This is a genomic window from Streptomyces sp. NPDC028711, from assembly GCF_055565415.1.
Window position 1 is genome coordinate 198,029 of record NZ_JBVHUJ010000009.1, and the last position, 18,188, is coordinate 216,216.

The following is an 18,188-nucleotide window of genomic DNA, read 5'->3' on the forward strand; positions in this document are numbered from 1 at the left end:
AAACGCTGCCCGGCCCGCCGCGGGCCGGTGAAGTAGATCTGGGCGTAAGGAGTCCCGCGTGGGGGGTGGGCGGCGCGCGCAGACTCTTTGTGTCTACGCCTCCACGGGGATGTCTCGCCCCTGCGGCTGTGTGGCGTGTTCACACGTCAGACACGCCCCGGCGAGCAGGGCTGCGGGCGGCAGCCGACCGCCGTGCAGCCACACCCGCACGGCTTGATCCAGCGGCATCGTCGGGCCGAAGTCCCACACGTCGCAGGCCGGGCACTGGAAGCGGAATCCGCCGCCGGGAAGCCGCTCGAAGTCGGCGGCGCCGATGTGCTCGGACACGATCGCCACGTCCGCGCGCGAAAGGTGCGCCGGGGCCAGCCGCCCCGACCCGGCGGTGGCGAGGTCGAAGGCCGCGGCCAACATCCCGGGGACGTCGGCCAAGCGCAGCGGGCGGTCAGCAGCTCTGGGCGCGTTCATGACCGCCCGTCGACGGCCAGGATGGTCGACAGTCGCGCCCGCAAGGACGGGCGGGAGGTGTGCTCCCGCTCGTCGCCCGGCGGGCCGCCCTTTGCCGGGCCCGCGGTGAGTGCGGTGGCGGTGGGAACGTCCGTGTCCTGCTGAGGTACGTCGGTCGTGAGGAGATCGGTGCGGTCCAGGTCGTCCAAGTCGTAGTGGACCGACACGACCAAGGGGCGGTCGAGGGACTCGTACTGCGCGTCCTGGTCGCCGGGGTGGAGCTGCAGCGACTCGGCGCGGATGAGGTTCCAGGCGGCGGTGACGATATCCCCGGAGCCGCCCAACGTCGTTGCGCTCATCTCCTGATAGCGGGCCTCGTCCCCACGGGCGAAGTGAAGAGTCATCCGCAGCGGCAGGTGCCGCGACTCGTACTGCGCGTCGTCGTCACCCGGGCTACGGCTTAGCCTGGCCGCATCGAGCTCGGCGGTCACCGCATTCAACAAGTCGCGGGCCTGTCGGGCAGTTTCCGACTCCAGGTGCTTGGTGCTCACGCTCAACTCCTTCTCCCAGCGCGTGGCCGGGCAGACGCGGGGTGAAAGGGCGCGCCGTGCGACGCGCTGGAAGAACTGTGGTCATACGGCGCCGACGCGCTGGGCTATCGCCACCGTCCTGGCTACGAGGCCCGCGCGACGGGCCTCCGCCTGCTCCAACTCGGCCAGGAGCCGCTCGGCCTCTGTCGCGGGATTCCCCCCGCTCAGCGGCTCGACCTCGGGATGCCCGTCAGCGATCAGCTGGTCATAGGCGACCTTTCGACTCGGGACGTCCCAGATGAACGGGATCTCCTTGGCGGCCAGCGCACGCTCTCGCCAAACGCGGATGGCCGTCTTCGCCGCATCGACGGCGACCACGTAGTTGTGGTGTGCGGCCAGCCACGCCTGTGCGGAACGCAGCGCCTGCCAGCACGTTTCGACCTCCACCAAGGCCTCATCACGCGAGGCCCGGGCCTCCTGCTCCTCGGCCAGGCGCGGCCGCAGCAGGTTGTAGCGGCGAAGGACCTCGGTCAGCGCGACAAGGCGCAGAATCTCGCCGTGGTCGTCCTCGCCGGGATTCGCCGTACGCCACCGGGTCAGCGCCGCCGTCCAAGCGGCGTCGCCGGCTGGTGTGCCCTCGTCCAGGCCGTTGAATCCCTCAACGATCACCGGGGTGATCAGGTCAGCGGACATCACATGCTCCATAAGATTTGGATAAGAGAAACGCTGCGGCTCTCGACGCAGCGTCGTGCGCCGTCCGGAGCGAACCGGGCGGCGCGCGGGTGGGGTGGGGACGCCGCCCGGCGTCCCCACCCCACCCGCAGGCCAGGCCATCTTCCGGCCCTGTTACCGCGGGGCCCCCAGGAAGGAACGCTTGGGCATGGGGACACCGGCATTGACGACGGCGGTGTTGAGCCGCCCCATCAGGGCCGAGTGGAGGCGCTTGAGGGCCGTTGTCTCGTCAGCGATTGCCTTTGCCTGGGTAGAGCGATGAGTTGCAGCCCGTGCGCGCCTGCCGTAGGACTCTGCGATGTGGCCAACGTTGCGCTGCACCGACGCGACAACCTCGACCTCCTGGAGGCCGCCGACAACTTCGTTTGCCTTTGCGGACTTTGCCGAATGCCGGTCGGCTGTCTGCTGGCACACCAAAGCCGACTGCTCCACCAGCATCGCGAACTCCATCAGGATCCGCTGCGCACGCTCGTAGTTGTTGCCACCCGAAGCGGCGGGGACAGGCTGGTTCATCAGATTTCCTCCGATCAGCGATTGAAGTGAGTGTTTTCGGCGACCAGGCCGCGAGCGACCACGACCGCCTCCCACATCCCCAGGTACGTGTCCCGGGCGTGATAGGCACTGCCGCGCGAGACCCGCGCCGCGCCCATGGCCATGTCGTGCTGGAGGCGGTGCGCCCGGTGCAGGAGCCGCATCTTGGCGCGCAGGTCATCGATGGTGCTCGTGATCGACGCCGGCACCTTGTCCTCGGCCATGGACTGCTCGAAGCGCGTCAACGCCCCTTCCAACTCCTGGATCCAGGTCGCCTCCGCCTCCGAGTTCCGCGCCTCCATCTCCGCGTCCTGGAAGGTCAGGGCGAACCAGATCAGCAAGGACGGCAGGTCACTCACCGTCTGCGTCAGAACAGGCGACTCGGGCACGACTACAGGTCCTTCCGGGGTGTCGATCACGATGGTGCGGCCCTCGGCGCTGGGCGCCGAGGCCTGCGCCGCCCCCCTCGTCTCCCCGGTCGGACCGGAGCCGTCTGCGGCGATCACCGCGCCCCCACCCTGAGGCGGGACCGCGATGACCCGGGCGGGCTCCGACTCTTCTGGAGCCTTCGGCGGCTCCACCGACGCGGCAGGCGGAACCGGAACCGGAACCGGACCTGTCGGCGCGGTTGGGGCTGCTGCAGACACCGGGGCAGGTGGCGCGGCAGGGGGAGGCGGAGGTGGAGGCGTCGGCGCGAGGGGAGGCGACGCGGGAGGAGCGGGCGGCGGCGTCGGGGTGGCCGGAGAGAGTGGCGGCACCGGGCCCGGCGTCGCAGGAGCTGGTGCTCCTGCCGCAGACCCCGGCGGAGTTGCCGGAGCAGCGGGGGGCGCCGGGGGTACGGCCGGCCGAGGCGGCGCAGGAGTACCGGGGCCGGGTGCCGGGGCTGTGCCCGCTGCTCCGGCCGCAGCCGCTGCGCGTTCGGCACGCCGGGCCTCGATGCGCCGCCGCGCCTGCCGCCGCACTCGCTTGCTACGGGCGGTGCGGAAGCCCTCCCGGGTGCCACGGCTGAAGCCGATGGCCCCGTCGTACGCGGCCAGGGCTGTTGTGGTGCCTAGGGCCCCCGCGTAGCCGCCGAGCTTGCCGCTTACACCCACCGGGCCCTTCTTGCCCTTGGCCTTGCGGCGCTTTGCCGCGCGCTTGCGGGCCGATTTCACCCGGGCCTGGTGGTTGCCTGCGATGTTCCTGCCGATGGACATCGTGCCCTCGACGATGGCGTAGGCGCAGTACCACAAAAAGAGCAGCTCAAGCATGGGGTCCTTCCAGATGGTCGTGGGGAGAAGGGCCGTGGCGCGCTGCCTGTGTCAAGGCCCGTGGAAACAAGCGAGGTTGTGAGGTGCTCTGTGGCTCTCAGAGCGCCTGCAGCGCCTCGGACGCCCTGGGGGCGCCCGAGGCGCTGCGGAGGCCCTGGATGCCTCGCGAGGCGCCTTGGAGGACGTCCCTTGAAGCCGGTCAGAACCAGCTTGTGATCAACCCGGCGAACTCGGTGCCGCCGTTGTAGTAGGCCTCGGCGATGAACGCTCCGACCGTGCCGGGGATGAACACCGCGGTGTACGGCAGCAGGCTGATCGCGCCGAGGACCTGCGTGCTGGCATTGCCGTCGGCTGCCTGAGCCACGCAGAAGGCCAACAGGCCCAGGGCGACGATCACCATCAGCGGGACCCCGAGCCAGCCGACGAACCTTGCTATGAGGTTGTCATTCAGCCACGTGATCATGCTGTTGACGAACAATCCGAGACCAGTGCCCGCGGTGAACAGCGAGGCGAAGAACATCAGCACGCACTGCCCGATGGGCAGCGCGAGCCTCCTGGTCCGCTGACCTCGTCCGAGCATCTGCAGCGCGACGATGAGGCCGAAGCAGACAGCCGCGGCGGCACCGTTCGCCAAAGTTTGCATTTCGGGGCATTCCTCTCTCCATGGGTCGGGTCGTTTGCGATTACGGAACGTGGCTGATATCTCGCGCGCGTCGCGCGCGTCGCGCCTCCGCGAGGAGTCCCGTGAAGTTCACAGTGCTTGTGAAATTGGCTTTGTGAATCTCACGCTGTGTCACGGTGGCGCCCGCGCCGGCGCAGCTCGAACTCATGAACCTCGAGCAGCTCGCCGACTCGCATCCACGCGTCGTCGCGCTTCTCGTCCGGCCGGCTCTTCACCGCCGCGCGAACCGCGTCCCACAGCGCGGCGGCGCGGCGGTCCAAGCCCCGCTTTCCCGCCGCGGCGACCTTCGAGTCGCGGGCGTTCTGGGCGTCCTCGCTGAGGGGTGATTCCGGCCATCGAAGTCCGGACTCCAGCTGCTCCAGCAAAGCGCCGAGCTCCGTCCAGGCTGGCGGCTGCGCTCTGGGTGGCAGATCCTTCAGTGCCGCGCGCACGAGGTCCCAGTGGACGCCCGCGACGCGCTCGAGGCCCGACGGGCGGGCCTTCTGGAGCTTCTCGGCGCGTGCAGTTTGGTAGGAAATGCTCCTTCGGTTTCGCCGCTGCCGGGCGGTCGTCGACCGCTTCGACGGACGCTTCCACGGGGCCAGGGGAGAGGACACAATCGCTCCAGCACATGGGGGTAAATCGGGAGAAAGGCGATGCCCTGTTGGGATCGGCGCTGAGGACTGACAAGCTGACAAAGGCGCTACGGCGCCGACGCCGCGGTCCCGGGGTGGTCTCAACATCCCGGGACCGCAGTGGCACCCGCTCCACGCCAACAAATCCGCAGGCCAGATGGCTCATCTAGCCTGTCGAGCGCTGCTGCGGAGTCTTGGTCCCAGGGACCCGAGCGTGCACCGCCGGGTAGATCCGGGTCCGCCAGCGGTCGCTGTTGCCGCCGAACTCTTTCTGCAGCGTGTTGAGGCCGATCTCGCCGGCAGGCCGCCCGGAGTCGATCAGCCCCTGCGCGAACTGCACCGCACGGTCGACCATCTCCTCGTCCGGAACACGCGGGCGCCGACCCAACTGGACGACCTTCCCGCGCGACCCATCCGTGTCGACCGAATGTGCCGGGTCCGTCTTGTCGACCGAACCCCGCTGGCCCTCGTGCTCGACCGTGCTGCTCGACCGATTGACCGTCCCACCCGCGCCGGCCGCGATGACGGTCGACGGCTCGACCGGAACTCCGGTCGGGGTGGTCGGGGCCTCATCGGTCGATGCGTTTTTGGTCGATGCGGTTTTGGTCGAGGGCGCCGGGGGAGCGGTCGAGGCGTCGACCAGAGAACCGGTCGACACCTCGACCGCACCATCGGTCGAGACCGCTGAACGGTCGACCTCGACCGAACCCCGACAGTCGAACCCATCGGGCACCTCGGGGTGCCCCCGGGATTCCGCCTCGGCGGGCAGCCGCACACTCACCCGCGGCCCAACCGAAGAATGGGCAGCTGAGATGCCTTCACCGAGCATCTCGACCGAATCGGAACGCCCCGGCTCGACCGGCGGCTCGACCGCACGATCGTGCTGCTCGACCATGCTGCTCGACCTATCGACCGTCTCACCCGCGAGGGCCGCGACGACGGTCGACGGCTCGACCGAAACCTCGGTCGAGATGGTCGGGGCCTCATCGGTCGATGCGGTTTTGGTCGAGGGCGCCGGGGGAGCGGTCGAGGCGTCGACCAGAGAACCGGTCGACACCTCGACCGCACCATCGGTCGAGCCTGCCGAACGGTCGACCTCGACCGAACCCCGACGGTCGGCCAACATCCTCGACCGCCCGTCGACCGAAGCACCGGTCGAGCCCGCCGAACGGTCGGCCTCGACCACAACCGAGCCCGACCACAACCAGCGCCACGCCCTCGGGACCAGCCCACGCCGGACCCGCTTCACGGTCGACCCGCGCAGACGTCGGTACTGCTCCACGCACATCACCTTCGACCACGGGTACATCCGCTTCCGCGTGACGATGAACCAGGCCTCACCTGGATCCACGAACCAGTGCACGAAGTGGACCTGGTCCAGTTCCTCGCCCGTCAGCTTCCGCGCGAACGACGCGATCAGCCAGGACAAGATCTCCACGCCCACGACGTAGCAGATGGGCCCGACCGAATGCAGCACCACCTGCGGCCAGTCACCGACAAGCAGCGGAGGCACCACGTTGTTCACCACGATCAGGCCCGACAGGCCCCAGATCGTCGGCCGAAGCCACATCGGGATCTTCGAGATCCGCCCGAACAGCGCCACCAGATAGGCCGCAGTCGCCATCGCCAGCAACGTCTCGGCAGCCACCGCAGGCACCCAGGACCATTTCGTGATCCCGTTCTCCCGCGCGTACGCGACTACCGAGTACATGTTGCTGACCAACGTGATCCCGATGACGAACACCAGACCAGTCACCAGGAACACCAGCGCCCACCGCACCCACTCCGGCAGGTCGCTCAGCCGGGGCGTCACAGCACCCCGGTCACCCGGCTCCAGGGCACCAGGCCCTGCACCAGAACCAGGCGGCCCCGACGTTCCAGGACGCGCCACCAAAAACCTCCCTACTCAATGGCAGCACCCGGCCGGTGCCGCACACGAAAAGCGGCCCGCCCCCTCTCGCCAGACAGCGAAACGGAACGGACCGGAACACGAAGGGGAATTGCGCCGTCATCGACCCGCAGGCTCCAGGGGCAACGCGACCTCCACCCCTCCGCTGAACACGAAGGGGGACGGTGCAATCACCTGCGGGCGGGCCTTCGCGAGCACAGCCCGGAGCTCGGTGCCGACTAACAAGACCAGGCCCAGCAGGTACTCCGGGTCATCCCCGGCACCCACCCGAGCCACCGCCTCGCGGCCGTGATCGAGCATTGCCCGCAGTTGCATCGCGGCATCCGTCGGAGCGGCCAGGGCCACATCGCCCATGCACGCGGTCGACCACGGTTCGCGCAGCCCGTCCAGCAGGCGCCGCGCACTGCGCAACACCCCCACCGCGGCCGTCTCACTGATCTCCAACCGTCCGGCCACCAGGCGACGCAACTCGTCATCCTCGAGCTCGTCATGCTCGAGAACCAGAGCCATGGCCCTCACCGGACCCAGCAGATCTGGCTCGTACACCGGACCCGCCGACTCATCCACGCCTGCCGCAGAGGCAGCCGGGACCGCAACCCTCCGACGACGGCCGATCAATCGCCACCGCAAGTCCCGCTTCACCACCCACTCCCTTCTCAGGCCGACGCGTTCCGCGCCCGGTTGCGCGCGGCGCGCCGCTTCATCGCGCGCCGCTCGTCCTCGCTCAGCCCGCCCCAGACCCCGGAGTCCTGACCGGACTCCAGCGCCCACTGCAGGCACTGCTCCATCACCGGGCAACGGCGGCAGACCGCCTTCGCCTCCTCGATCTGCAACAGCGCCGGACCCGTGTTCCCGATGGGGAAGAAGAGCTCCGGGTCCTCCTCGCGGCAAACCGCGTTATGACGCCAATCCATGACGAACCTCCTCAGTTGCAGTGAATAGCGGAAGAATCGGACGACGTAGCTAACAACCGACGCACACCAGCGATCTCCGCCTGCGCCCTCTGCGTCGCCTCCATGCGGCGAACCCAGCCACGCTCACCAGCACGACTGCGATACACCCGCGACAACTCGCCCCCGGCGACCCGGGGCTCCAGAATCCGGTCGGCCATACAAGCCTCCGAGCACTGAGCGGGCACAGCCCGCATCTGGAAGGCGGGCAAGGCCGGCGGAAACATCCACGCCGACCCCGCCCGCACAGAACGGAGAACCAGACGGCCTCCGCGATCAGTCGGAACACACCATGCGCTCCCTGCCGCCGCCGACCCTCCCCCCCATCAGGAAGAAGAGGCCAGCGACGCCCAGGCAACCCAAGGAGGGTTACACGAAGTTGAAAGTCGGCACGGCCGCAGCCGCACCAGATGCCAGCTCACGCCCCGGCCAGCGCACCATCGTCACGCTCTGGTGAAACGGGCGACCGCACCGGTGGTCTCGAAGAGCCGGTACGTACGGCATGCCGCCAAGCGTTGGTCACCCGGTCGCCGTCCCGGGGGCGGTCTGTCTCATCCCGCCACGCGCATTGGGATTCTGCTGGTTTGCTCCGCTCATCCAGCCTGCCGCCAAAACGAACATAAGGCGCACAGCCCAGGTGAATGGTCCATCCCCCACACCCAGCCCTAAGGCCAGGTGACGTGCCACTGCATAGGGGGGAGAGCACCCGCTCAGGCGGTTCGCCTCCGCCGGGCCGAAACCCTAGAGACGCCTACCCATGCTGGCCTGCTCTCGCGTCAATCCCGCGCGATCGCTGTGGAGTTGAGAAGTAGCGGGGCCTTCCCCGATCCACCCGCCGCGGCGGGCCTCACGAGGGACCTTGATCCATCCGGGACCGGACCTAGCCGGCCGCTTGTCCTGCTGCATCGAGCTGGCTGCTCGGTGGTGCGTAGTGCTCACAGAGGGTCGCGATCCTCGGCTGCGCCGTAGACCGCACCCTTCTGAGGTAGCAGTGGTAGCTTAGCTACTACAGTTTGGAATCCGCAAGAGGTTCCCGAAGTGAGCACCGTGAACGTCATTGGGTCGGATGCGGGAGATCGCTCTACGATGTGGCGCATGAGTGACGAGACCGAGCAGCCGGTGCTGCGTGTGATCAGGGCTGCGACGGAGCAGATCCTGGACGGCCGGCTCGTAGCTCACCAGCAGCTCCCGAGCATCCGAGAGCTTTCAGCGGCACACGATGTCTCCACTGCCACGGTGCAGAAGAGCCTCAAGGAGATGAAGGCCAGAGGCCTTCTCTACTCCCAGCACGGGCGCGGAGTATTCGTCAGCGCGGACGCTCAGCAAATCCTGAGCAGCACCGATGCCGCCAAGATCCAGACTTTGACCGAGCGTGTCGATCAGCTGGAGCAGGACCTCGCTAAGGCCCTCGAGCGCCTTGACCGCCTTGACGGTCGAGGCGAAGCCTGACCCGCGAGTACCTGGCGGGTCCTGCACCCAGCCAGTCCTTCCCACCAACCTCACTCATGTGATGCTCCCTCAACTCGACACCTGTGTAGCTCTGGTGTTCGAAGTCTCGCGGGGAGGAAGATCGCCATTCAAGGTCCGCTGGTATATCCACGGTGGATAGACTCACGCGGAATCAGGTCATCCGCAGCTGCGGGAGTTCGCCATGAGTGATCAGAACGATGTGCAGATCCCGGAGCGCCTCCTGCAGGCCCCGGAGATGATCCAGGCGTGCCAGGATCACGACTTCGCCGCCGTCTTCGCGCTCGTCAAGCGTGCCGGGATCTATCCGTCGCAGATCGCCAAGCTCTGCGATCTGACGCCCAGCCGGGTCGGCGAGATCGTGCATGGCAAGCGAACCTTGACGCAGATGGCGGTCATCGAGCGGATCGCTGATGGGCTGCGCATCCCCGGCAGGATGCTCAGGCTCGGCTCGCGTCCGTGGGAGTCACCATCCTCGATCGAGGCGACACGCAGAAACGATTCTCGCACTGGGGTCGCGCCCGACATGATGCGACCGGTCCTAGACGAGGAGGCACTCGCCCTCAGACGAGACCTGGATGCGGCGAAACCCGCCGATGCCAGCGTGGCCAAGCTCTTCGCCGAGCAGGTCGACAACATCCGACAGCTTGACCGGCGCCTCGGCGCAGAGCTCCTGCTCCCACAGCTTCGGAACCAGATCAAGCAGATGGAGGGGCTGCTGAGCCATGGGCTCGCGCCCGGTGGTCGCGAGCCGATCGCGGGCGCGCTGACTGAGGCCGCCACGCTCGCGGGCTGGCAGGCATTGGACCTCGGCTTGTACCGAGACGCCTGGCAACTCCACGAGACTGCCAGGTCTGCCGCGCAGCAGTCGCGCTCCGCGGCACTCCTCGCGCACGCGACGGCGCAGCAGGCCTATGTGCTGCTGGACGTCGGGATGCCGGAGGACGCTGTACAGCAGGTACAGCTCGCACGTGCCATTGCGGCGGGGCGGCTTCCGCCTTTGCTCGACGCGTGGCTGCATGCTGCCGAGGCGGAAGCCCATGCCGCAGTGGGCGACGAAGTGGGTTGCCGGCGGGCCCTCGATCGGGCGGAGAGGGCCCGCCCGTCTGATCCGTCCGATCCCGCCCTGCCCTTTCTCTTCCTGGCAGGGACGCACTTGGATCGATGGAGGGGCAACTGCCTTGCCACACTGGGGGCGGACGAGGCCCTGCGAGATCTGACGCTCGCCCTTGGGGCGATGGACGGCTTTAACAGGGCGGAGGCAGGGGTGCGATGCGATCTCGCGGTGGTGCTGAGCCGACGCGGTGAGACCGACGAGGCCCGGCGGCAGGCCGTGCGTGCGCAGGAGTTGGCGACGGCCACGCACTCTCTCAGGCAGCGCCGTCGAATCGAGAGAGTGCTTCAGGCCGTGTGACCAGCGCCTACCTGTTGGAGCGCGTGATCAAGAGGTGCTGGACCGCGATCAGGGTGCCGGAGTTCGCGATCTTGCCTGCGGCAATGAGCGCCGGGATGTCGTCCACCGGAATCCAGGCCGTGCGCTGAGCCTCGTTCTTCTCAGTGGGCTCAGCGACCTTCTTCACGCCGCGGGCGATGTAGATGTGGTGGGGGCTGGTCACGGTGCCGATCATCGGCTCGTACGTCACCGCATGATCGAGGACGCCCGTCAGTTCGTAGCCGGTCTCTTCCAACAACTCACGGACCACGGTCTCCTCGGGGTCCTCACTCGGATCGACCACGCCGCCGGGCAGCTCCCAGTTCCACAGCTTCCCCACGAAGCGGTGGCGCCACATCATGTAGACGCGGTCCTGGTCGTCGACCATCGCCACTACTGCTGCGGACGGCAGATACACCTTGTGATGGTCGAACCGCTGACCGTCAGGCGTCTCGATATCGGCCATAGTCACCGTGACCCAGAAATTCTCGTAGATAGGCCTTTCGCTGTAGACCTTCCAGGCTGAGCTCTGGTCATCACCCTCAGGGCTGGCACCGGGCGCTCCGGCGCCTATCGCTTGGGGCGCCTGCACGTTGTCGTTTTCGCCCTGGCCCTGGTGATCGTTGTGGGGCACCTGACTCCTTCCGCTGTCGCCATCACAGGCTACGGACAGCACCGTCGACTTCGGCAGGAGGAGTTCTCCTACCGCTGAGGTGCTCCGCAGCGGTTCGGACCGTGCCGAACCCGCGGCGGGAGAGTGGGCACTCTCGCGCCGCGCTGCGCAGGAATAAGTCGACCACACGATATGGCCGGCGCCGGCGGATTGCTCACCGTGGGTATCCCAGGTGGACTTTCCGAGGTCGGGACCGGCGAAGGATGCTGGGTCTGCTCCAAGGCCAAGATCACGAGCTGTGGCTTGGGTTAGCCGTGAGGCGTTGGAGCCTGTTGAGTCATCGTATCGAAGGGATGCAGTAGATGATCCGTGGCCCGAGTGGTGGTCGCCGCGCGTGGCTGGAGCGCAGCCAAGGCGCTGGAGGATGTCTCCGACGTGCGCTGCCACCGTCGAGGAACAGTGAGCTTGAGACGCGTGCCCTTGTGTGGGTGGGGGAGTGGGTCGGGCTTGCAGTCGACCACAGGTACGAGTCCGAGATCGTGCGCGAACAGCAGGACAGGCCGGCGAGCAACCATGGAGCGCAGCTCGAGGCGAGCTACCGGCCCCAGGAGGAAGATTCGGCTTCCCGGCCGCTTCTGCTTGGCGACGACGACCAGCCCGTCGAGGGAGCCGCTGAACGACTCCCAGTTGTACGCCCGATCTATGCCGAACGTGTCCGCGAAGGTGGAGACACGTACCCCGTCAGGAAGACCGTCTTCGATGCGGGCTCGCCACTGTTCCCACCGCTGGGCTTCGGCAAGTTCAGGCGGGACACTGATGTACACGGAGACAGGTGCCCCTGGCACACGCTGGTCCGCGAACTGGCTCATGGCACGAACGAAACGAAGCCGCTGCTGCGGTGTCGCGTAGCTCTCCAGGTCAGCAGCTGCATCCGCGGTGTTCATGGTGTTCATCATCCCTTGCTCCGGCTCCCCCTGTCGGACAGCGATGCGAATCTGGCAGTCCCGACACACCGTCAACTCACCTGTACTGGCGGCGGACACGATAGCTATTCCGTGTCCGCGAGGCGCACTTGCGGCGGTAAGGTGGCGCCGGAGAAGATCTCCAGAGCAAGACTGTGCCCCGCGAGGTAGGACTCCGGGGCGCGGCCCACGACCTTCACGCGGAAGGCGTCGACATGATCCAGGGTACCCGTGCCCTCGGACAGCCAGCAGCGGCTTCTCAGCCTCCCCTGCTGGCTTTTGGCATGCCCACATGCATGGCGGCAGCCGCTGTCGACAGCCTGGAATGCGCACAGACCTCTCCCGAGGGAGAGGAGGGTGGAATGCGATAGCGCAAAAGGCGGCGCCGGCTTCGCCGGACTTCTAAGCCGCCCCTGGTCAGGAACGGTGTTGGCACACCGTCTCTGACACTCACGTCACCGCTCGGCTGGAACCCGAGCGAAGGCCCTCCGTCCGGCTGGCATGCCGGTGAGGAGAGCGAGTAGATCCCCCAAGGATCTTGGAAGCCCTCTCGGGCTTCCTTGTGACCTCAACCTGGAAGTCGAGGCCCAAGTACATGGTGCAGCATCCTGCTGCCATCTGTCAGCTCCGCCATGCATGCCATGTAGGCATGGCGGGATACAGTCCACTGCGCGTATCCCCACGTAGTTCATGTTCTGTGGCAGAAGCAGCGTTAGCCCGATACAGCTCAAAGCCCCCAATTAAGTCTGTAAACCTTAGTTCGCCGTGGTTCGTCCTGCCATCCCTGTCAGCTCCAGCTGCGGTGGTTGCGGGATGAGTATTCGCACCGCCAAGCACTCACCCGTGCTCCTGGGCGACCGCGGCGATCAGAATCTCTCGGCCAGCACCACCCTCGGGCCGGGCTTCTACGTCTCCGACGCTGAGCAGTGGCTCTCGGCCACGACTTGCAGGGTCATGACCGACGGGTACAGCTGGCTCCAGGCTGTCCACTGGGTCGCCGGGGCGGACGTGTACGTCCCCCGGCGTTCGCACGGGCCCCGGCAATTCGGTGTGACGACGGTTCGCGTTGCGCAGGTACTCGCCGAGCTCACTCCTTGCCGTCCGGGTGTTCGGTACTTGGCACGGCGGCTGGAGCTGTCCGAGCGCTCGATCGAGTACCAGCTGTCGATGCTGCGTGAGGCAGGGCTGCTGGTCTACGTATCCAAGGGCGGACGGCTGCCCGGTGAAGGGAAGCGCGCCTCGCTGTTCGCGCGCGTCATCCCACCCGTGTTCGACACCGCGTTGGGGATTCGCACGCTGGGTATCGGGCCGGAGCGGCGCCCCGTGGGCATCGCGGAGCGGGGCCGGCCCCTGATGGCGCGGCTGGCTGCTGCGGCTGCCCGAAAGGTGCGGCGTCGGCGGAGGGGCAAGTCATCGTCGGCAGCACCCAGTTCGCGGCGCGGTCGTTGCACCCCAATGCGGGGTAGTACCTCAGCTCTTTCATCTGCGGGTACTACTTCCATCCCCCCTGAGAGCAAGCTCGTTGACGGGAAGCAAGAGAAGGCACCGGTCAGGAAGAAGGGTGCTCGACGCGGGCTGAACGAAATCGGCCGCAGATACCGGCTGGGGGCTGAGCTGGTGCGCCGGGTGCCCTGGCTCCAGCGCGCCTCAGTGCCAAGGATCGCGTGGGTGATTCGTGATGTCTCCGATGCCGGGTGGTCGTGCGACGAAGTCCAGGCATGGATCCACATCCGTGGCGCAGCCGATCACGTCCGGCGGCCCTCGGGGCTGCTGGCGACCCTTCTCTGCACAGCCCTGGTAGCGCTGGACACGGAAGCGAAGCGGCGGGCCGCCGTGGAGCAGTGGCGTGACTCTCGCCAGGCTGCTCGAGAGCGGCATGCGGAGTGGGAAGGCTCGTGGCGGTCCCCGTCCAGCCGCGCCCTTTCGCGGCAAGTCAGTGCCGCCGCCGATCGGGTTCGGAGTGGCCTGGGGGCGCCCGTTGTGGCTGAGGTTGGCGCAGGTCACCAGATGGACGTCGACTCCCTCTCGAAGGAGGAAGTCCTGGAGCTCAGGGGCGCGGCCACGACAGACCACGGGCTTGTCCTTCGCTGGCTCGACTTCGCAGGGGAGCCCACGACACGCCGTGTCTTTACAAATCGATTCGTTGACGACGTCCTCCGCCTTCGCGGAACCGGCCGTCTTGTTCTGCATGGAGGTGCTCAATGACCAGCAGCGCCGAGCTTTCCGGTGTCGACCTTGCTCGGGTTGCCCTGCGGGCCGCCCAGGAGGCGGCCCGTCACCGACGCAGTGAGCCAACCGCACGGAAGCCAAGGCGTCGTGCGCGGGCGGCTTCGGGGGACGGCCGCGATCCCGTCGGCCTTGGCCAGGCCATCGTGGGCCTGATCGCCGAGCGTGCGTGGGAGACCCCCGCGGCCGGCGGCTCGGTACTCGAGCAGTGGCCCACTATCGCGGGCGACCTCGCACGGCACGTGACGGCCGTGAGTTTCGACGGCGAAACCAGACGACTCGATCTCCAACCCTCCTCCCCGGCCTACGCCACCCATCTCAAATTCGAAGCGAACCGCCTCATCAGCAAGATCAACGAGAACGTGCAGGCCGGCGCCGTCAAGAGCATCCGCATTCTGCGTCCCGGAGCAGTCAGCCAGTCCTCGGCTAACCCTGCCTCCGATGTGGCCCTGGTCAAGCGCGCGCAGCCGCTTCGAGACGAACCTCGCCGGGAGCCGCCAGCGGGATACCTCGAGGCCATCGACGTAACCCGTGCCCACCGGTCGAAGCAGCAGACAGTGCTCCCGCTCGGAGCCATGACCGAGCGCCAGCATGTGTGAGCAGTTGGCGCCGTGGCTGGCTCCGTCCGCTCGGTCTTCGAGGGCGTGGATCAGCGGACCTTCGGGCGGACGGCTAGTCGTCCGTGACCGGTATTCCGACGGCATATCCGGTGCGCCGGGAAAGGGGGCATGCCGGGGGGCGGGGCGCCCGCCTGAGGGGTGCGCGCGGTGGGGTGTCCCGTGTGGCTGGCGGCACTGAGGGCGGGAGCCCGCCCGGTGGGATGGCGGCGGCCAGGGGGGAGCAGCGGCGGTGAGCGTGGTGGGTCGCAGGGTGTTGATCGCGCTGAGGCCCGCTTGCCAGTGGGAGTGGCTGGTGGAGGCGGCTTGGGAGATTGCCGAAGGACGGATAGGCATGGGACGCCGGATGCGATGTGCGCCGTCGTACTCGTGGCCGGGCGCCGCCAGGCTGGCGCGGCGGCCGCTCGACGGCGGGTGTGGGTATCACCTGTGGAGTCCGGTCACCGGCATGCAGCTCGGGTTCGGGTGTTCGCAGCGGTGGGCCGAGGAAGAGCTGTCCGATCCGGTGGCGGCGGTGCCGGTGCCGTAGAGAAGCGTTGCGGGAACTGGCGGAGCTGCGGAACCTATGCGCCCGCGCCGTCCAACGGGACACCTGCGGCCGATGCCCGCCAGACGGGCCGCATGGAGTTTTCCCGGCCGCCGGACGGGCAGAACCGCCAGGCATGGATGCTCTGGCCTGACGGACCGGACGCACCCCTGCTAGCGATATGACATGAGTAGACCAAATCCGTGGCGTCTCGAGCGCCGCCCGGTCCGACCGGGCCAGCTCGTCGCCTTCGTCGACATGTCCCACCACTGGAGTGACAGGCAGCGGCGCAGGCCGAGCCCAGAGACATGGATGTACCAGGAGACCGGCATCGTGTGGGCCCGGGCCGGAACCCGCAGTATCAGCGTGCGCGGACAGGACCTCATCCACGGACCGTGGGCAGCTGAGGACACACTGCGGGCCCTGGAACGCGCCGACCTGATCGTGGGGCATGGCCTCCTGACGGCGGATCTGCGGGCGCTGGCCATGGTTGCACCGGTGCCCGATGCCCTGCTGGACCGGTGCATCGACCCGCTGTTGGTCCTGCAGGAGGCACGCGGCGGCAGATGGGGGACCGGGCTGGGGCTGATCGAGCTCGCGGCGGTAACCCTCGGGGTGAGGTATCACGACGTCCGCCGCCTGGGCCGGTTCGACCCCCGCGACATCGCCATGCTGAACCTGCGGTTGTGGCACCACCTGCGGACTCGCCGCCAGATCACCATGCTGCGCGGCCCCGGGGCGTCAGTGGAACCGTGGCGCCTGGGTGAGGACGTCCTGGAACAGCTCGCCGGCCGCACCGTGCTGGGAGCCAAGGAGTGGCGGCGACGGCGCCTGGAGCGGGGCACCATCATGCTGGCGGACCGCCCCGACGAGAAGGCTGCTGAGCTCGCGCGCCTCGGGGACGCCAACCAGGCGGGCGACCTCGGCGACCTGCACGCCTGCGTCGCAGATCTGGTGGACGACTACAAGAACTGGATGCCCGACCCCTGGCTCCTCGGGGTGTTGCAGCAGCTTGTGCCGAGCCAGAATCTGCCCGCCCGACAGGCTCTGGCGCGGGGAGGCTTTCGCAACTCGCAAAAACGCATCGGCGCCTACCACGCCGCGTTCGTCGAGAAGTTCGACAGCATGCGCTGGGAGAGCAACAACGAGCTGTCGGCGTGACAGGCACGGCGTGCTGGGAAGCCGGGCCGTTCGTCTACTCGATGCGCGAGGTCTGGCCCGCGGGCCCAGTTGGAGCGAGGGAGGAAGCGGGGGTGGCGCGTGTCTGAGGTGGTGCGGGTCCTCGTTGAGCGAGGCCAAGGGTTCACCCGGGAGACGGAGCAGTGGGAGCTGGAGCGGTGGCGCGCGATGGCGTTGACCGCACTGTCCGGGGCCGTTCACGAGGAGGATCAGATCTGGCAGTTCCTGCGCGCGGACGTCCCGGAGCCGCGGTGGCCGAAGGCCCGGCGGCCCTGGAACAGGTTCGCCGCGGAACTGGGCGCGCTGGAGGGCCTGCTGCTGCGCAGCGAGGGCCTGGCACCGGACGCAGTGGACCATGACCAACCGGTCACCGGCACCGCCCACACCCAGGCGGAGGCCGCGCCGGCGGACGGCATCGAGCAGCATGAGCAGTCAGAGCGAGTGAAGGTGCTGCTGCTCGGGTCGGCGCAGATCAGCGGAGCGCCCGGGAATGTGCCGTCCAACCGCCGCCGGTCGCTGACCGAGCTCGCATGCTGGATCTACCTCCACCCGGGAAGCCACCACGCCGAGATGGACGCAGCCCTCGCGGGCGGCCGCCCGGTGCGGGCCGAGTCCCGGAACCCGAGAGTGAGCAAGCTGCGGTCCTGGCTGGGCGAGGACGCCCTGCCGCACTACGCCGACTTCGCCGGGTACCGGCTGACAGCTGAAGTCAACAGCGACTGGGCCGACTTTCAGCGGCACGTGGCCGAAGCCGCGCGGCGCCCTCAGACCGAAGCCGCATGTCTACGCTCTGCCCTGAGCCTTGTGCGAGGCGCGCCGCTGTGCGACCCGCTGGGCATCCGCTACCCCTGGGCTGAACCTGTTGCCGGTGAGATGGCTGAGGCGATCCGCCGGGCCTCGGCTCGCCTGGTCGAGATCAGCATGGAGTCGGGCCAAGCGCAGGATGCGCGCTGGGCGTTGGAGCGCGGCCTTCGCGCGGGTGGCCGGCACTTGCCGGGAACCACGGCCTGAGTACGAGCGGGACTGGCCGGGCGGTCTAGTTCCAGCGGTGGGGGAGGCGCTGGCGGAACTGCTCGGCGCCCCGAGCCCAGACGTCATCTGCGGACTGCTGCGGCGCGGTGGCATCTGCACACTCCATCCGATCGGCGTCCGGCTCGGCGAGGGCCTGGGCCACCATCGCCCGCTCGGCTGCGCGGCTCGCTGCGGGAAGACCCAGCAAGACCCTGGCCGCCTGTTTGATCAGAATCCCGGCATCGTCCAGGAGGGTGTGCGCCCGCCCGTAGTCCCGCAGCTCCACCTGCGGGTTGTGCAGCGAACCGGTCGCTTCGGGGAGCCCCGCAACCATCTCCAGGACAAGTTCCTCCAGCACTTGGTACGCCTGCTCAGGGTCTCGGCCCGCCAGGTCGCGCACGTGCGTGAGCAGGCCCTGGGCAGACGGCGAGGTGAGGACGGAGCGGGGCAGAGTGCTGGTCATACCCGCATCCAACGACCGTGATCCGCCCAGGCAACGGCCCGCCGTTCGCG

The 18,188-nt window shown here is 68.1% G+C and carries 19 protein-coding genes; 6 read left to right on the forward strand and 13 right to left on the reverse strand.

Features of this window, described 5'->3' with window-relative positions; genetic code table 11:
* Positions 1 to 93: 93 nt before the first annotated feature.
* The 10 genes from ACZ4VK_RS26500 to ACZ4VK_RS26545 all read right to left on the reverse strand — a co-directional run bounded on the left by ACZ4VK_RS26500 (position 94) and on the right by ACZ4VK_RS26545 (position 7,606).
* Complete coding sequence (locus tag ACZ4VK_RS26500; protein ID WP_468356834.1) at positions 94 to 465, reverse strand: hypothetical protein; 372 nt, start codon at positions 463 to 465, stop codon at positions 94 to 96.
* Entirely contained in the window at positions 462 to 995 is a 534-nt protein-coding gene (locus ACZ4VK_RS26505; protein WP_468356837.1) for a hypothetical protein, read from the reverse strand. Before ACZ4VK_RS26505 ends, ACZ4VK_RS26500 begins: the two co-directional genes overlap by 4 nt.
* 81 nt (positions 996 to 1,076) lie before the next feature.
* Positions 1,077 to 1,667 carry a hypothetical protein gene (locus ACZ4VK_RS26510; RefSeq protein WP_468356840.1) on the reverse strand — a complete coding sequence of 197 codons (591 nt, stop codon included), beginning with the start codon at positions 1,665 to 1,667 and terminating at the stop codon, positions 1,077 to 1,079.
* A gap of 153 nt (positions 1,668 to 1,820) precedes the next feature.
* Positions 1,821 to 2,219, reverse strand: a complete 399-nt coding sequence (locus ACZ4VK_RS26515) for a hypothetical protein (RefSeq protein WP_468356843.1) — start codon at positions 2,217 to 2,219, stop codon at positions 1,821 to 1,823.
* Between the two features lie 14 nt (positions 2,220 to 2,233).
* Positions 2,234 to 2,743, reverse strand: coding sequence for a hypothetical protein (locus tag ACZ4VK_RS26520; protein ID WP_468356846.1), 510 nt, complete (start codon positions 2,741 to 2,743; stop codon positions 2,234 to 2,236).
* A 943-nt stretch (positions 2,744 to 3,686) separates the two neighbouring features.
* Positions 3,687 to 4,130, reverse strand: coding sequence for a hypothetical protein (locus ACZ4VK_RS26525; RefSeq protein WP_468356849.1), 444 nt, complete (start codon positions 4,128 to 4,130; stop codon positions 3,687 to 3,689).
* A 140-nt stretch (positions 4,131 to 4,270) separates the two neighbouring features.
* Positions 4,271 to 4,765 (reverse strand): hypothetical protein, encoded by a 495-nt coding sequence (locus ACZ4VK_RS26530; RefSeq protein WP_468356852.1) that lies wholly within the window; start codon positions 4,763 to 4,765, stop codon positions 4,271 to 4,273.
* 184 nt (positions 4,766 to 4,949) lie between these two features.
* Positions 4,950 to 6,596 carry a hypothetical protein gene (locus tag ACZ4VK_RS26535; protein WP_468356855.1) on the reverse strand — a complete coding sequence of 549 codons (1,647 nt, stop codon included), beginning with the start codon at positions 6,594 to 6,596 and terminating at the stop codon, positions 4,950 to 4,952.
* A gap of 195 nt (positions 6,597 to 6,791) precedes the next feature.
* Positions 6,792 to 7,202, reverse strand: a complete 411-nt coding sequence (locus ACZ4VK_RS26540) for a hypothetical protein (protein WP_468356858.1) — start codon at positions 7,200 to 7,202, stop codon at positions 6,792 to 6,794.
* A 146-nt stretch (positions 7,203 to 7,348) separates the two neighbouring features.
* On the reverse strand, positions 7,349 to 7,606 hold the full coding sequence (locus ACZ4VK_RS26545) for a WhiB family transcriptional regulator (RefSeq protein WP_003953983.1): 258 nt from the start codon (positions 7,604 to 7,606) through the stop codon (positions 7,349 to 7,351).
* Between the two features lie 1,131 nt (positions 7,607 to 8,737).
* On the opposite strand from ACZ4VK_RS26545, the gene ACZ4VK_RS26550 reads away from it, so the two are divergent.
* The gene (locus ACZ4VK_RS26550) at positions 8,738 to 9,091 is read left to right on the forward strand and encodes a GntR family transcriptional regulator (protein ID WP_468356862.1); all 354 of its coding nucleotides are present in this window, start codon (positions 8,738 to 8,740) and stop codon (positions 9,089 to 9,091) included.
* Between the two features lie 202 nt (positions 9,092 to 9,293).
* On the forward strand, positions 9,294 to 10,523 hold the full coding sequence (locus ACZ4VK_RS26555) for an XRE family transcriptional regulator (protein WP_468356865.1): 1,230 nt from the start codon (positions 9,294 to 9,296) through the stop codon (positions 10,521 to 10,523).
* A gap of 7 nt (positions 10,524 to 10,530) precedes the next feature.
* Here the strand turns inward: ACZ4VK_RS26555 and ACZ4VK_RS26560 are convergent, their stop codons facing one another.
* Both ACZ4VK_RS26560 and ACZ4VK_RS26565 read right to left on the reverse strand, forming a co-directional pair.
* Entirely contained in the window at positions 10,531 to 11,175 is a 645-nt protein-coding gene (locus ACZ4VK_RS26560; RefSeq protein ID WP_468356867.1) for an NUDIX hydrolase, read from the reverse strand.
* Positions 11,176 to 11,462: 287 nt separating this feature from the next.
* Entirely contained in the window at positions 11,463 to 12,098 is a 636-nt protein-coding gene (locus ACZ4VK_RS26565; protein WP_468356870.1) for a hypothetical protein, read from the reverse strand.
* 831 nt (positions 12,099 to 12,929) lie between these two features.
* Between ACZ4VK_RS26565 and ACZ4VK_RS26570 the strand changes: the two genes are divergently transcribed.
* The 4 genes from ACZ4VK_RS26570 (at position 12,930) to ACZ4VK_RS26585 (ending at position 17,675) form a co-directional block, all read left to right on the forward strand.
* Complete coding sequence (locus ACZ4VK_RS26570; RefSeq protein ID WP_468356873.1) at positions 12,930 to 14,321, forward strand: transcriptional regulator; 1,392 nt, start codon at positions 12,930 to 12,932, stop codon at positions 14,319 to 14,321.
* On the forward strand, positions 14,318 to 14,941 hold the full coding sequence (locus tag ACZ4VK_RS26575) for a DciA family protein (protein WP_468356876.1): 624 nt from the start codon (positions 14,318 to 14,320) through the stop codon (positions 14,939 to 14,941). The genes ACZ4VK_RS26570 and ACZ4VK_RS26575 overlap by 4 nt, the downstream gene beginning before the upstream one ends.
* 856 nt (positions 14,942 to 15,797) lie before the next feature.
* On the forward strand, positions 15,798 to 16,646 hold the full coding sequence (locus ACZ4VK_RS26580; RefSeq protein WP_468356879.1) for a hypothetical protein: 849 nt from the start codon (positions 15,798 to 15,800) through the stop codon (positions 16,644 to 16,646).
* Between the two features lie 99 nt (positions 16,647 to 16,745).
* Positions 16,746 to 17,675, forward strand: coding sequence for a bacterial transcriptional activator domain-containing protein (locus tag ACZ4VK_RS26585; protein WP_468356882.1), 930 nt, complete (start codon positions 16,746 to 16,748; stop codon positions 17,673 to 17,675).
* Positions 17,676 to 17,700: 25 nt separating this feature from the next.
* Here the strand turns inward: ACZ4VK_RS26585 and ACZ4VK_RS26590 are convergent, their stop codons facing one another.
* Positions 17,701 to 18,138 (reverse strand): hypothetical protein, encoded by a 438-nt coding sequence (locus tag ACZ4VK_RS26590; protein WP_468356885.1) that lies wholly within the window; start codon positions 18,136 to 18,138, stop codon positions 17,701 to 17,703.
* Positions 18,139 to 18,188: the final 50 nt, after the last annotated feature.